Source organism: Cellvibrio sp., from assembly GCF_046347455.1.
Taxonomy (GTDB): domain Bacteria; phylum Pseudomonadota; class Gammaproteobacteria; order Pseudomonadales; family Cellvibrionaceae; genus Cellvibrio.
The window spans coordinates 302,810-317,884 of record NZ_JAXMGC010000005.1 but is presented as its reverse complement, the minus strand read 5'-3'; the positions used below and the strand labels follow the sequence as shown (position 1 = coordinate 317,884).

The following is a 15,075-nucleotide window of genomic DNA, read 5'->3' as shown; positions in this document are numbered from 1 at the left end:
TTGCGAAAAACGTGAGCAGTACGCGAAATAGCTTTTCTAGCAAAGCCCCAACCTAAGTTTCCGAAGCAAGGTAAACCCAAAAAAGAAAAATACTACAACACGTTAGAAAACTAAACCAGCTTAGCAACGTGCCGAAAAAACCTTCAGCCCTTAAAACTGCTTGCGATGCCCTGCACTACCGAAGGAACCAGAAATATTTCAGAACGTTAAACTCCGTGGCACATTGTTTCCGAGCCAGAAAAACCAAAGCTTCGCCCTTTCAGGATTATAGCTTTTGCTTTTTCGTACTTTCCGAAGCTTTGCGTTTTTTATTTCTTGCCCCACATAACAGTTTATTCAAAAGTTTAGACTTTATATTTCCGGTTACACCTATATATAAAGCCCATCTATAACAGCAACTTAAATTCGAATCCAAATAAAAGCGGAGATATACGTTTCAATAAAATCGGAGATATACGGCCGTCGGCTCTTGAAATCGTGAGGGGCTGAAGCTATAGTTTGAAAAACTGGATTTATATACAGGTGCATTATGGAAAATGTCAAAATCCCTCTCCCGCAAAACCCGACTAAATTTCTCGATCAGTTTCGCACTTTTATTCGATTGGATGGTAAAAGCTATTCAACCGAGAATACCTATGTTTATTGGGTTCATCAATACATTGTGTTTCATAATAAACAGCATCCCGGCAAACTAGGGCCCGAACATATAACGGCTTATTTATCCCACTTAGCAATCAGAGCTAATACTGCGCCTAACACTCAAAAAACCGCGCTTAATGCGCTTATGTTTTTATACAACCGCTTTCTTAATAGACCTATCGAAAAGTTGGATTATCGCTATGCGAAAAAAGCGACACGTACACCCACCGTCTTTTCGCATGATGAAGCCATGGCTGTTATTGATTGCTTGGTAATGCCTTACAAGTTGATGGCTCAACTCATGTACGGTGCAGGTCTCCGTATATCTGAGGTGTTGCGTTTGCGCGTTAAAGATGTGGATTTCAATATGGGCTACATCGTCGTGCGCGATGGAAAGGGTGCAAAAGATAGAACGACCTTACTGCCCAAAAGTCTTATTGCCGATCTTAAAAATCAGGTCGTTGTTGTTTCAAAATTGTTGGATTTTGATAAAGCGCGAAAGGTGGGGCCCGTTTATTTACCGCATTCATTAGAAAACAAATACCCTTATGCGGGCCATGCATTGGAGTGGCAGTACATGTTTCCCTCAGAATCTATAAGCAAAGATCCGCGGGTAAATGTGATGCGGCGCCATCATCTTTACAGCGGCACTTTGCAATCTCACGTTAAGGATGCAATCCGTGAGTCTCGCATCCATAAGCAGGCCAGCTGCCATACCTTTCGGCATTCGTTTGCAACGCGTTTACTGCAGGCCAAATACGATTTGAAACAAATTCAAACCTTAATGGGGCACGCTGATATACGCACAACAGAAATTTATCTTCACGTGCTGGATGAGCTTGGCGAAAAGATCAAAAGCCCCTTGGATGCCTAACCCTCAGAGTAGATGAATAATAACTACATACTCGTCTTAAAAAATGTTGCGCGATAATGCTGTAATTCAGCGATTGAATCTTTAATGTCATCCAACGCCAAATGCGCGCCGGATTTTTTTACGCCTGCGATAACGTCAGGGCGCCAGCGGCGAGCTAATTCCTTAACGGTGCTCACATCTAAATTGCGATAGTGGAAGTAATCTTCGAGCAAGGGCATACCTCGAACAAGAAAGCGACGATCCTGACAAATGGAATTCCCGCAAATCGGCGATTTACCCGCAGGCACCCACTTTTCCAAAAACTTAATGGTCTCAGCTTCGGCCTGTTGAATACTAACTTTACTTTCACGCACACGCTGAGTCAGGCCAGATTTACCGTGCTGGTTAGTATTCCAGTCATCCATATTCAGCATAATGCTATCCGGTTGATGAATAGCGAATACGGGGCCTTCAGCCAAGATGTTCAGATCCGCATCGGTCACTATGGTAGCGATTTCAATGATCACATCGGTATCGGGGTTCAAACCGGTCATTTCCAGATCGATCCAGATCAAATTGTTTTCATTAAGCTTTTCAGTAGACGATTGAGCAGACATAGGGTATTTCCTTAGTAAATAGGGCACAATTGCTTACCAGACTAAACCAATTTTGGCCTTATCGCCAATCGAGCCCCTAAGAACGCATGACCAAACGCAAACTCACTCGCCGACAACAATGGCGCATTGAAAAAATTCAAGAAGAGCGCAGCGCACGCGCCAACAGGCGCGACCAGCAAGCAGACGAAGCGCTGAGCGAGAGCGACTTGGGTCCCGAACAACACGGCTTGGTCATTACCCATTACGGCACGCAGGTGGTTGTGGAAGCCACCGAGGGCGAAGCCAAAGGCGTGCAGCAGCGTTGTCATTTCCGCAGCAACCTTGGCTCATTGGTAACAGGTGATCGCGTGGTATGGCGCGCAGGCAACCCCCTCGGTGTGGTAGTGGCCGTTTTGCCACGGGATTCCGCGCTACAGCGCCCAGACCCACACGGCGATATGAAAACGGTTGCCGCCAATATTGATCGCATCATCATTGTGGTCGCGCCCTACCCCGAGCCTCACGCAAACTTAATTGATCGCTATTTGGTAGCCGCCAATGCCATCGACATAGAGCCGGTCTTATTGATCAACAAGATTGATCGTGTTGACGATAACACTCGCGAGAAAATTACTTACCTCGAAAAAACCTATCGCGAACTGGGTTACGATGTGTTGATGGTATCCACCAAAAATGGAACAGGCCTTGATGAATTCCGGCAGTATTTAACGCACTACACCAGCGTATTTGTTGGGCAATCGGGCGTTGGTAAATCATCACTCGTAAACGCGCTTTTGCCGGAAAGCAACTTACGCGTTGGCGACTTGTCTGAACGTCAGCAAGGCACCCATACCACCACCAGCGCGACGCTTTTACATTTCCCGGGCGGCGGACACTTAATTGATTCGCCCGGCATTCGCGAATTTGGTTTGTGGCATATGGATGAAGACGACGTGCTCGATGGCTTTATTGAATTCAAACCTTTTATAGGTCACTGCAAATTTCGCGATTGCTCGCATCGCCACGAACCCGGCTGTGCAATTTTATCGGCCTTAGAAAACGGAAAAATTAGTGCAACCCGCATGGATTCTTACAGATACATTTTGCGGACCTTAAACGAGAATTGAAAATATAACCCCACCCCAACCCTCCCCTTGAAAAGGGGAGGGAGCTGATTGCACGCAGTATTAAGCAGGGAGTTAGCCCCTCCCCCTTTTCAAGGGGGAGGTTGGGAGGGGGTTAACCCAGATTTAAAATTTCAAAGGAGTAAAAAAAAAATGACTCTTCCTTTTGTCATTGAACCCACACAACTTGCCGCATTACTGGCGCAACCTACTAGCAGCAAATTATTAATTATTGATATGTGCGCCGAGCAAACGTATTTGCAAGGCCATATTGATGGCGCCATTCATGTTCCGCCACAAAAAATCCTAATCGGGCAACCACCCGTCCCGGGAAAAATTGCGCCCGTTGAACAACTCAATCGCGTGTTTTCATTTTTGGGTTTAACGCCGGACACACACGTTGTGGTGTACGACGATGAAGGCGGCGGCTGGGCAGGCCGAATGATCTGGACATTGGATGCCATAGGTCACAAACATTATTCCTATTTAAACGGCGGCCTGCACGCCTGGATCGGTTCAGGCCAATCGCTCACGCAAGAAATTCCAACGGTAACGCCGAGTAAAGTTGATCTCAAAATTGATCCAAAAGTGGTCATTGAAATTCCCGATATTATTGGTGAATTAGACAAAGGCGATTTCGTGGTTTGGGATGCACGCAGTCCCGGCGAATACAACGGTTCACGCGTAACCGCAGCAAAAAATGGTCACATTCCCGGTGCCATAAATGCGGAATGGACTTCGTTAATGGATCGCAACGACAACTTGCGTATTCGCAAAGATGCGAAGGAATATTTAGCATCGCTTGGCTTAACGTCCGATAAACGTATGATCACTCACTGCCAAAGTCATCACCGCTCAGGCTTTACTTATTTAGTAGGAAAAGCGCTTGGTTTTAACATTCGCGCTTATCATGGCTCTTGGGCTGAATGGGGGAATCACTCGACGACGCCCATTGAAGTTTAATTGTTATTACCAAGACGTGGCGCTGCTCAACAATAAAAAGCGCCATGTCTTAAATCTCTATCGAAAAAAATCAGCATTTCCCGATATCGTTTTTCAGGACAAGACATTCAGGCATTTAAGGAAAAACTTATGCGCAAAAAACCAGCGCTCGTCTTAACAATTGCAACGTTGAGTTTTTTGATTTCAGCGTGCGAGACGCAATCCAACCTCAAATCTCAGCAGCAAAAAACTGCAACAATGTCGTACAGCTATCACCCAGGGCAAGGCAACACAATTGTATTTCAGTCAGGGTTGGGCGATGGCAAATCGGTGTGGGCAAAAGTGATCAGCCAACTTCCGCAAAATCGCGCGTACTTTTCCTATGATCGTTATGGCTATGACGCTAGTCCATCAGTCGCAACTACGCGAGATGCCTGCACAATCGCGCACGAACAACATGGTCTTTTAAAACAAAGTGGTGCCAAGCCGCCTTACTTGTTGGTCGGTCATTCTATTGGCGGGCTTTACGAGTACGTTTATGCACTCATGTACCCGGAGGAAGTCGCTGGCGTACTCTTGTTAGACCCAACGCATCCTAAACATTGGGAAACCATTCAGAATGAAGCACCGAGCGCGGCCGCGATTATCAAAACCATGCGCTTTACGGTGTTTTCGCCGGTCATGCGAAAAGAATTCGATGCGCAAACGGATTGTTTAAACACGCTCCCAACGCATTATTCAACATCCTTTAAGACCCGCATTCTGACAAGTACCCTTGCACGCGCGGGGGAGCAAGGAAGCTATCAAGATGTGCTGGCAAAGCTACGCAAAGACTGGATTCAACTGACAGGTATCGCCCAAACAGAACCCGTTGATAGAGCGACTCACTATATTCAAAAAGACCGCCCCGATTCGGTCGTAAAAGCCATCCTAGAAATGAACCCGCTCTAAGACCTTGGCGTCGCCAGACGCCAAGCCTAGCTTCCCGCCCCCATACCCCCTACAATTCCACCTTTGCAATTTGACGCTAAATACCCCATGAGTTCATCCCTAATCCCTGAGCGCCCGCTGCTGGTTTCGCCTTCTTTGGCGGCGACGATTGGCCTTGAAGAAGCCTGCATGCTCTCGCTCTTAAGCGATGTGGCGGCTTATCGCCCATTGGTGGCGCGCGACGGCCAACATTGGCTGGAGCTGGATGAAAACCTCGTCGTTCAGGCTATGCCATTCTGGTCGCCGCAGGATATTCAACGCATTAGCAAAAACCTGCGTGATCAAGGCGTGATATTGCTGGCCTCTGCGCCTTTTACCGAGAGCCGCAAACTGACCGTGGCTTTTAATGATGGCCAAGCCGCACGCAAACCGGTTGAAAACCACGCTCCGCTTCCCATTATTAATATGGGCGGCGGCGCTAATTTGATTGCGCCCAATTGGCAGCCTGACCAGGAACTTATGCGGCAGGTTGCGCAGCACAATATTCCTGAAGATTTTATTCGCCAACAGGTGCCGGAATTTATTACCTATTGGCGCGAGCGTGGCGAAACCAGTCACTCGTGGGGCGCAAAATTTTTGAAAGATGTGCTGCACAAATGGCGAAATCATCAAACGCAAATGGCGCGACACGCGCGTGAAAACAACGAAGAGTTTTTAAACCGCGAAAAAGATATTGCCATGCACATGAGCTGGCGCCCAAGCAAAGATGCGTTGGAAGTTTTGGTAAAACATGCAGGTATTAGCTACGCCTTTGTGGAAGATGCAATTCCGGAATTTGTATTGTATTGGCAAGAACGTGGCGAAGTGGGCCGCACCTGGAATAGCAAATTTATCCAACACGTAAAACGCCAATGGGTTCGTTATTCATCAGCGCTGGAACACGACACCGAACCCAAACGCATTCCCGAAAATTGGCAGCCGGGCAACGAAGTGTTTGACGTACTCCGCTTAGCGGAAATCAGTACAGATTTTGCCAAACAACAAGTTGCCGAGTTTGTGTTGTATTGGCGCGAGAGCAACCAGCTCTACGCCTCATGGAATACAAAATTTTTGCAGCATGTTAAATATCATTGGGCCAAGCAGCACGCTTTAGCGCCCATAACACAGCAGGGTAATCACCATGCGGGACAGCAACCCAATTATTCAACAAGTAGCACAAGAGATCGAAGCCTTGTCCAAGACCTCACCGACCGCAGCTGGGCCCAATAGCACTAATACGAGTGAAGGCAACCATCAGGATTTTCGCCGTAGCCGTGTGATTAGCGATGCGCATATTGATGCGCTTAACGAAGTGTTTGCACTCTTCCGCATTAATTATCACAACCAATATTACAAAGCTTATAGCGATACCCAAGTGCTTAACCAAATTAAAAAATTATGGTTGGAAAGCTTAAGTCAATTCGCGCCCGAAACCATTTTGCGCGGTGCGCGCAAGGTCATTGAGGAATCAGAATACCTGCCAACATTGAACCGCATGATTCGCGCCTGCCAAGGCGACCCGGAAAAATTTGGTTTGATTGATGCACACCGCGCTTATGTAGAAGCATGCCGCGCACCGAGCCCAAAAGCCGCTCATGCGTGGAGCCATCCGGCGATTTACCACGCTGGCTGCGCGAGCGATTGGTTTTTTCTGGCAAACAATTCAGAGAAAGTTGCCTTCCCCATTTTTGAACGCCACTACTTAAAATTGTGTGAGCGCGTTATGAATGGCGAAGAGTTACCCGCACCAAACATGCCCGCACTTCCGCAAACGATTGAATCCCCCTTGAGCAAGGAAGAAAACGCCAAGCGTATGGAAGAATTGCGCAAGCAATTGGGGTTTTAATCTTTCTTAGTTTTTTACCACAGCAATTTTAGAACAGGTCAGCAATGCAAAAACGTTTTTCATCATGGTTGTTAGGTTTAACTTTACTAGGCTATGCAGTTGGCACTTTAGTCTTGGTATTTATGCTTTCGCAAAACCCCTTAAGCGGGAAAATCGATAGCGACGTATTAACCAGCAATACTTTGTTGCCCGATTTAACCGCCATCAACCAACCTATGGAGCGAGTGCAATTATTTATTGAAATCATGCGCCCATTAGTGGAGCAAAAAAATGAGCTGCTGCTAAGCACACGCGAGCGCCTGCTGCAAATTAAAAGCGAAATTGATCAGAAACACGAATTAGGTTTTGTTGATCGAGAACAATTGAACCGTTTACGCGAAGATTTTTCCGTGAGCACTGAGGATTACCCCAGCGACAAACAAGCGGTTGAAGTTTTGTTGTCGCGTGTAGACATTATTCCACCAGCGATGGTGATCGCCCAAGCAGCCATAGAATCAGGCTGGGGAACCTCGCTGTTTGCACAAGAAGGCAATAATTTATTTGGCGAATGGTGCTTTAAAAAAGGGTGCGGTATTGTACCGACTCGTCGTGCTGCCTCTGCAACACACGAGGTGAGAAAATTCGATAGCATTGAAGACTCTATTAACTCTTACTACCGCAACATCAACACCAACAACGCTTACCGCAGCTTGCGGGATTTACGTGCAAAAATTCGCCATGACGCCACCAAGTTTAATGGCCGCACCTTGGTTGCCGGTTTAGGCAAATACTGTGGACGCGGTGATATTTACATCACTGAAGTGCGCGCCATGATTGCATCGGCAAAACTTGAATAACATCTGCGCGGATTGGCAAAGGAACATGCAAAAACTTATTTTCGCTTTAGCTGCTCTTTTAGTTTTTTCCCAAACAATTGCAGCTGAAGTGATTACCCGCGAACACTTTGTCGAAGTACCTTCCGCTTCACCAGCGCTGAAAGGAAAGCTCGTAAAGCTTTACCTGCGCGAACTTAAACCTGCAGAAAAACAACCGCAAAACGCCGTGCTATTTATTCACGGTAGCGGTACACCATCCACACCCTCTTTTGATTTGCGCTACAAAGACTACAGCTGGATGAATTATTTGGCGCAGTCCGGGTTCGATGTTTTTGCGCTCGATTTAACCGGCTATGGCCGCTCAACGCGCCCCGAGCCAATGAACGACCCCTGCAATTTTTCTGCAAGCGAACAGCAGCAATTCATTCCCACATTGATAAAAGAATCCTGCGCGAAATCACACTCGCAACCATTAACCAATATCGAGTCGGATTGGGCGGATATGGATGCCGCCGTTAACTTTATTCGCAAGAACACGGCGATCAAATCGCTCGCACTCATCGGCTGGTCACAAGGCGGGCCGCGCAGCCTTGGCTATGTGCAACGCTACCCCGGCAAAGTAGATAAGCTTGTTTTGTTAGCCCCGGCCTATCATCGTGATGCGCCGCTTACCTCACCTAAAAGCACAGAAGTGTCATCGCTGATGGGCGCACAAAACCAAACAGATTTTTTAAACGGTTGGAAAAAGCAAACCGGCTGCGCCAATCAGGTTGATGAACAGATTACTCCTATTGTTTGGCGGGAAATTCTGGCGTCAGATGCACTCGGCAAAACCTGGGGTACGGGCGTTCGTCGTGCGCCGGAACAAGGGAAGACCTGGGGGTTCAACCAAACTTCCGCGCAGCAATTTACGCTTCCTACGCTCTTAATCACGGGAGAGTTCGATATTCAGGTTTTGCCGCAACGAGTGCATGAACTTTTTGAAGACTTGGGCTCTTCGCAAAAAGTATTACTCAATTTAGCGTGCTCATCACACCGGGCAATTTGGGAAAACAATCATTCAATAATGTTTAAAGCTTCCGCAGATTGGTTAAAACATACAAACCTGAGCGGAATTGAAAAGGGGCCCCTGAAATTAGGTACGCCATAGATTAACATCAATCTTGATAGGTCCAATTACCGTTTTTATCCGTCACTAACCAAAGCTGCGTAAACCAATAATAACGGCCAGGCTGCCCACTGGGTGCAGTGCAGTTAAACTTAGTGCGGCCAGCGGGAAATGCTTGTTTGGATTGAACCCATAATTTTCCATCAAGCACTTCAGTATTGATGGGACCTTCGTTGGATGAAAAACAGCGGATTTTTTTGAGTAAGGATTCATCGCTCAGAGTTAACACCAAATAAGGTTTCTCACCCACATTGACAATAATATCCTTTAACGCCGTTTGCTTATTTGCAAAAAATTCTACGCGCTTAAGCGGCATAGGCAGTGTGTTAATTTTTTCGATAAAGTCATTAAGCTCTGTGTAACTTCCACCGAAAGGGAAGCGCGGTAATGTTTGCAAATCGGTTGCGGAATCCAGCACACCCGCTTGTTGAGTAAATGCAATATAGCCAGCTTTTTTGACGGCAGCTTTTACATCTGTGCTGTACTCACCGAATGGATACGCAAATATCTTTGGCGCACTGCCAATTTCGCTTTCTATTTTTTTCTGTGCGGAAGCTAGATCATTTGCAATGCGTTCCTGAAACTGCCCCACTGTTTCATTTTTGTTTAATCGCACTAAGTGGTCATGTTTAGTGGTGTGATTTGCGATGGTCACGCCGTTTTTGGACATTTCGCGTAACTGATCCCAGGTTACAAATATTTTGCCCGTACCTACGGCATCGGTATTTACAAAAAAGGTGAAAGGCCAGTTACGCATTTTCAAGAGCGGATAAGCAGCGGTGTAGACATCGGCATAAGAATCATCAAAAGTAATCGCTACCGTTTTATCGGGCAGCGCTTCGCCCTTGCGCAATTTTTCTGTAAGGTCAGCCAGCGGAACAATGTTGAAATGATTTTTTTCGAGGTAATCCAAATGCGCAACAAAATGCTCGGGGCTAATACTCGTAGAAGCCGGCATGGTGTTGCTAACGTGGTGATAAATGAGAACCGTAGCGGCTTGACTGGAAATCACACATGATAGACCGAACAAAAAGGTCAATACTCTTACTGCCGCTTTCACATTATTCACCACAAAGAAATCAGTCTTCCAAATTGATAAAGCGCAAACCAACGCCAGCTGGTTCAACACGCACCACCTCCATTTCCAGAATAGGCGCATCGTCCATTAAACCTTGAACCTGACCAGTGACATGAGAACCTATGGGCGGAACTTGCTCTGGCTCCAGCACAACAAACACGCCACCGTCGGAAATATCGCGGGTTTTTACAATCATTTCCGCACCGCCATGAGTTACTTTAATGCGGCAAGCTAAGGGCGTACGAATGTGGCGACGTTTGTCTTTGGTACTCATAGGGGTTCCTTTATAAATTATTATGAAATTTTTTTGCATTTACCCCCCTTTGAAAAAAAAGGGGCGGGGAATTTAATGAAAGCGTTTAATTTTAAAATCCCCCTAGCCCCCTTTTTCAAAGGGGGAACCTCACATCAACGTTATTTTACTTGTCCGTCACTTCAACCGAATCAACTTTTTGGAAGCCGCGTGGCAATTTATTTCCGCGACGACCGCGCTCACCTTTGTAATGCTCAAGGTCAGCCATCTTTAAGGTGATATGACGTTTGCCAGAATAAAGCGTAAGTGTTTGGTTAGGATTAATCACACTCACCGACACCACAAACTCTTCATGCGTTTGCGCTCGGGCAGACGGAATGTTCATAATTTTATTGCCCTTACCTTTCGCCAATTCAGGCAATTCGGTGACGGGGAATACTAATAAACGACCATCATTACTTACGGCAGCGAGCAAGGCATTCGCAGGGTCTGCAATAAATTGCGGCGGTAAAACGCGCGCATTTTCCGGCAAGCTGAGCATGGTTTTACCGGCTTTGTTTTTACTGGCGAGATCTTCCAGTTTTGCAACAAAGCCGTAACCCGCATCACTCGCCAATAGAACACGTTGATCATTTGCTCCCATCAACGCACCTTCAAAGGTTGCACCACTCGGCGGAGAAATTTTTCCGGTTAAAGGTTCACCCTGACCACGCGCGGATGGCAAATTGTGCGCAGGCAATGAATAACTGCGGCCAGTTGAATCTAACAAAATGACTTGCTGATTGCTCTTACCATGTAAGGCGAATTTCAAACTGTCGCCTGCTTTATAACTTAAACCGGCGGCATCTATATCATGACCTTTAGCAGCGCGAATCCAACCTTTGTCGGAAATCACAACCGTAATTGGATCAACACTCATTAATTCGGTTTCGCTCAGCGCTTGCGCTTCGGCGCGCGCCACAATCGGCGAGCGACGGTCATCGCCAAATTGCTCGGCGACCTGTACAAGTTCTTTGCGTACCAGATTTTTTAATTTAACCGCTGATTCAAGAATTTTTTGCAAACCATCGCGCTCTTTTTCTAACGCTTCTTGTTCTTCGCGAATTTTCATTTCTTCCAAACGCGCCAATTGGCGCAATTTGGTTTCCAGAATGTATTCCGCTTGCATTTCAATTAAATTGAAACGCTCCATAAGCACTGGTTTTGGATTGTCTTCTTCACGGATGATGCGAATGACTTCATCCACATTTAAAAACACAATCATCAAAGCCGCTAAACGCAGCAAACGCTCTTCCACCTTTTCTAAGCGATATTGCAAACGGCGGCGCGTGGTCACTGTGCGGAAACTCAGCCATTCACTCAAAATTTTATTGAGCGGTTTGACCGCCGGTTTACCGTCGATACCAATCATGTTCATGTTGACACGATAGGTGCGTTCTAATTCTGTTGTCGCAAATAAATGCTGCATGACCTGCTCAAGGTCAACGCGATTTGAGCGCGGAATAATGACGAGGCGCGTCGGGTTTTCATGGTCAGATTCATCGCGCAAATCTGCCACCATGGGCAATTTCTTCGCCTGCATTTGCGCGGCAATTTGCTCAAGAATTTTTGCGCCGCTGACTTGGTGTGGCAACGCGGTAATAACTATATCGCCCGTTTCTTCATCTTTTTGCCACACAGCGCGCATACGTACGCTTCCGCGGCCGGTTTCGTACATTTTGATAATTTCATCGCGCGGTGAAATGATTTCCGCATCCGTCGGCATATCCGGGCCGAGGATGTGCTGGCAGAGATCAGTGACGCTCGCTTGGGGATTATCAATTAAATGCACCAGCGCATTCACAACTTCGCGCAAATTGTGCGGAGGAATATCGGTGGCCATACCTACGGCAATGCCGGTAGTGCCGTTCAGCAACACGTTGGGAACGCGAGCGGGCAATACGGCAGGCTCTTCTAAAGTGCCATCAAAGTTGGGCTGCCAATCCACGGTGCCTTGGCCCAACTCCTCCAACAAAACTTCGCTGTATTTAGTCAGGCGCGATTCGGTGTAACGCATGGCCGCGAAGGATTTCGGGTCATCGGGTGAACCCCAGTTTCCTTGACCATCGACCAAGGTATAGCGATAAGAAAAAGGCTGCGCCATTAGCACCATGGCTTCGTAAGAGGCCGAGTCGCCGTGTGGGTGAAATTTACCGATTACATCACCCACGGTACGGGCGGATTTTTTGTATTTAGCGCTAGCCTTTAAACCCAACTCACTCATGGCGTACACAATGCGACGCTGCACGGGTTTCAAACCGTCGCCGATGTGGGGCAAGGCGCGGTCTAGGATGACGTACATGGAGTAATCGAGATAGGCTTTTTCGGTAAAATCTTTTAAGGCGATGCGCTCATCGGCATCGGGAAGGCTTATTAACTCACTCATTCAAAGTCCTGCTAATCACTGAGAAGGCGGCGCACATCTGCACCGCCACTGGGTTTTCCCGTTTATTGTTTTTGCGTCTAGTTTCTATTTGCCGCCAAGCGGCACAGCACCTTTTCTATCCACATGCATTGAAGGCAACCACGCGCCAAAATCAATGACTGCGGAGAAGTTGTAATTCACTTTATCTCCCACGCCCTTGGAGCTGAAATGCTCCACCAAACGCATGATGGAAATCATATCGGCGGACATCACTAACGTAACCGGCGTCTCCTGCATGCCTTTCAGCACCGGAACTTGGTCACTCGCGCCAGATAGCAATTTTATACTTTCAACGCCCAAGCTGTAATTGATACCACGCACACTCAAATCCTGCCGATTGGGGTTGAGAATGCTGAGATCCACGGCGATTTGTCGCTGCAAAATACCCTGAGTGGGCAATAAGCGCAAACCCACTAATTTGACGTCTGGATGCTTAAGGGTTGGGTTTAAGGCTGCACAGCTGGCAAGCAGGAACGACACGCAAAGGCACAGGAATCCAAGGGTTTTGCTCATAGGGATAAAACGCCGGGTTTTAATGATGAAATTGTGACTCAAGGCTCTCGCCCTCAAGCCGCCCATGTGGTGTAATCCGCGCCCTGATGTGATGCACGGAGGCAGGCTCACGCAACGGACGCCAGACTAGATGAACTTACTATGCCTTACCCTAAACTGAAACCAGACGACATTCTTGGTAGCAGGGAGATTAGCTTCACCAACCGCAAAGACTCCATCCATCCGCAGCTGATGCGTTTGTGTATGGATTTTGATTTGGTTGTGCTCCAAGTCCAGCGCCGGGCGTTTAGCCATATCTCCAAGCGCTTGCTGTCTACGGGCAACTCATTTCTGATCACCAATCGAGACTACCGCACGACTGGCCGAATCTTTTCACCTTGGTGCGACACCATGCTAGAGCTGGAAATCTTCGCCAAGAAGAACCATGTAGACATACTGCATGATCATTTGTTCGGCGGAGATATCAACGAAACTAACTGGCGCTAATTACCGTTAATCTAGTCCGCCAACTCTTGATCAAACTCTTCCAACAGATCCAAAGGCTCGATTTCGACACCTTCCAGTTCTTCGTCCCAGTTAATGCCCGCCAGAATGACATCTTCGTGCATGCCCGTTAGCCAATCTTCCAGAAACTCTTCCAGCTCAATGGCGACGGGTTCGTAATCTTTCCAGTCTTCCTGGCAGTGCACGCGCGCAAAAGACTCTTGCGACCAAAACGGCATAACGTCGGTGTTTTCGTACTTTTCAGAGCCGCACAACGCCCAGCCCTCCGGCCCCTGCAAACTCCACACACAACCATTCTCGATTGCTTCAACAATAAAACGGTCAAAGTTCTCTGAGTCGTTGTCACTAAGCGGCTCGGTCATAGGGTTCTCCAGCTGGCTAACAGGGGTTAAAACATGAGTTTCATGCCGTGGTTTTTTAACCAGGCACGCCGGCTTTTGTAATCCGGGCACAGGCTTGCAACAACGGCCCAAAACGCCGGGCTATGGTTGTGGTGCAAGAGGTGGCTCACTTCGTGGGCGACAAGATAATCGACTACCGACTCAGGGGCTAGCAAAATCTGCCAGTTGTACTGAATGGCACCCTGCGCAGTACAGTGGCCCCACTTGGAGCGCGTAGCCTTTATGGTTACGCCAGAATGCTTAACACTCAAACGAAGTGCTGCTGCGTTGGTTTTTTCTTGCAACAGCGTCAAGGCCTGCTGTTGATACCACTCGCAAACCAAACGTTTAACTTGTTGCTCTTCGGCCAAGCGGCTGCGGGAGGACAAAATAACAAGTAACTTTTCGCCATAACGCACCACATCGGCTTTCGGCAGTGTGTGAACAACTAGCGTGAGTTCCATTCCCAGATAGGGTAATCGCCCACCATTCGCGAAGGTATAGGTGGGGAGCGCCGAAAGTTGCTGCTCTTGTTGAATTAACTTTTGCTGTGCCCAATGTGCTTTTTCACGAACGAACTTTTCAATATCAGACTTAGCGACAAAGTAAGGCGCCCTTACAACCACATGGGCCTTTGCAATTTCGATACTGATGCTGCGCCTGCGCGCAGACCGCACTAACTCATATTCAAAGGGCAAAACCGCTGCCGGCTTCTTTAAAAACGATATGGGCATAGATACATCTAGTTGATTAGCTCCAGTGCATTATGCCTGTAGAAACAAAAAAATAAATCATAAAAAAAGCCCCCACTCATCCGCTAAGCAGGGGCCATAAAAGCTGTTTCCAATTTCATCCATTTACGAACACACTAACTAACTCATTCAAACAGACCAATCATCAACGATAGTGAATTTCCTTGCACTCCTTGTGA

The 15,075-nt window shown here is 47.4% G+C and carries 16 protein-coding genes; 9 read left to right on the top strand and 7 right to left on the bottom strand.

Annotated features, from left to right (window positions below; all coding sequences use genetic code 11):
- Positions 1-529 precede the first annotated feature (529 nt).
- Positions 530-1,513: an integron integrase gene (locus U1F02_RS11645; RefSeq protein ID WP_409990564.1), complete on the top strand. Its 984-nt coding sequence runs from the start codon at positions 530-532 to the stop codon at positions 1,511-1,513.
- Between the two features lie 23 nt (positions 1,514-1,536).
- On the opposite strand, the gene orn is transcribed toward U1F02_RS11645, so the two are convergent.
- On the bottom strand, positions 1,537-2,109 hold the full coding sequence (orn, locus tag U1F02_RS11640; protein ID WP_409990563.1) for an oligoribonuclease: 573 nt from the start codon (positions 2,107-2,109) through the stop codon (positions 1,537-1,539).
- A gap of 86 nt (positions 2,110-2,195) precedes the next feature.
- Here orn and rsgA point away from each other — a divergent pair, with 86 nt between their 5' ends.
- From rsgA to U1F02_RS11605, 7 genes are all read left to right on the top strand, one after another.
- A complete protein-coding gene (rsgA, locus tag U1F02_RS11635; RefSeq protein WP_409990562.1) occupies positions 2,196-3,215 on the top strand; it encodes a small ribosomal subunit biogenesis GTPase RsgA in 1,020 nt (339 codons plus the stop codon).
- Positions 3,216-3,365: 150 nt separating this feature from the next.
- Positions 3,366-4,175 carry a sulfurtransferase gene (locus U1F02_RS11630; protein WP_409990561.1) on the top strand — a complete coding sequence of 270 codons (810 nt, stop codon included), beginning with the start codon at positions 3,366-3,368 and terminating at the stop codon, positions 4,173-4,175.
- Positions 4,176-4,304: 129 nt separating this feature from the next.
- Positions 4,305-5,105, top strand: a complete 801-nt coding sequence (locus U1F02_RS11625) for an alpha/beta fold hydrolase (protein ID WP_409990560.1) — start codon at positions 4,305-4,307, stop codon at positions 5,103-5,105.
- Between the two features lie 87 nt (positions 5,106-5,192).
- Positions 5,193-6,353 carry a DnaT-like ssDNA-binding domain-containing protein gene (locus tag U1F02_RS11620; protein WP_409990559.1) on the top strand — a complete coding sequence of 387 codons (1,161 nt, stop codon included), beginning with the start codon at positions 5,193-5,195 and terminating at the stop codon, positions 6,351-6,353.
- Positions 6,316-6,969, top strand: coding sequence for a replication protein P (locus U1F02_RS11615; RefSeq protein ID WP_409990558.1), 654 nt, complete (start codon positions 6,316-6,318; stop codon positions 6,967-6,969). The genes U1F02_RS11620 and U1F02_RS11615 overlap by 38 nt, the downstream gene beginning before the upstream one ends.
- A gap of 44 nt (positions 6,970-7,013) precedes the next feature.
- Entirely contained in the window at positions 7,014-7,805 is a 792-nt protein-coding gene (locus U1F02_RS11610) for a glucosaminidase domain-containing protein (protein ID WP_409990557.1), read from the top strand.
- Between the two features lie 25 nt (positions 7,806-7,830).
- Complete coding sequence (locus tag U1F02_RS11605; protein ID WP_409990556.1) at positions 7,831-8,934, top strand: alpha/beta hydrolase; 1,104 nt, start codon at positions 7,831-7,833, stop codon at positions 8,932-8,934.
- Positions 8,935-8,941: 7 nt separating this feature from the next.
- Here the strand turns inward: U1F02_RS11605 and U1F02_RS11600 are convergent, their stop codons facing one another.
- The 4 genes from U1F02_RS11600 to U1F02_RS11585 form a co-directional block, all read right to left on the bottom strand.
- Entirely contained in the window at positions 8,942-10,081 is a 1,140-nt protein-coding gene (locus U1F02_RS11600; protein WP_409990555.1) for a polysaccharide deacetylase family protein, read from the bottom strand.
- Complete coding sequence (locus U1F02_RS11595; protein WP_409990554.1) at positions 10,032-10,304, bottom strand: PilZ domain-containing protein; 273 nt, start codon at positions 10,302-10,304, stop codon at positions 10,032-10,034. The genes U1F02_RS11600 and U1F02_RS11595 overlap by 50 nt, the downstream gene beginning before the upstream one ends.
- 145 nt (positions 10,305-10,449) lie before the next feature.
- A complete protein-coding gene (gene parC / locus U1F02_RS11590; protein ID WP_409990553.1) occupies positions 10,450-12,708 on the bottom strand; it encodes a DNA topoisomerase IV subunit A in 2,259 nt (752 codons plus the stop codon).
- Between the two features lie 84 nt (positions 12,709-12,792).
- Positions 12,793-13,260 (bottom strand): LEA type 2 family protein, encoded by a 468-nt coding sequence (locus U1F02_RS11585; RefSeq protein ID WP_409990552.1) that lies wholly within the window; start codon positions 13,258-13,260, stop codon positions 12,793-12,795.
- Positions 13,261-13,401: 141 nt separating this feature from the next.
- Here U1F02_RS11585 and U1F02_RS11580 point away from each other — a divergent pair, with 141 nt between their 5' ends.
- Complete coding sequence (locus U1F02_RS11580) at positions 13,402-13,746, top strand: hypothetical protein (RefSeq protein ID WP_409990551.1); 345 nt, start codon at positions 13,402-13,404, stop codon at positions 13,744-13,746.
- 11 nt (positions 13,747-13,757) lie between these two features.
- On the opposite strand, the gene U1F02_RS11575 is transcribed toward U1F02_RS11580, so the two are convergent.
- Positions 13,758-14,126, bottom strand: a complete 369-nt coding sequence (locus U1F02_RS11575; protein ID WP_409990550.1) for a DUF2750 domain-containing protein — start codon at positions 14,124-14,126, stop codon at positions 13,758-13,760.
- A gap of 26 nt (positions 14,127-14,152) precedes the next feature.
- On the bottom strand, positions 14,153-14,878 hold the full coding sequence (locus U1F02_RS11570) for a M48 family metallopeptidase (RefSeq protein ID WP_409990549.1): 726 nt from the start codon (positions 14,876-14,878) through the stop codon (positions 14,153-14,155).
- Between the last annotated feature and the right edge of the window lie 197 nt (positions 14,879-15,075).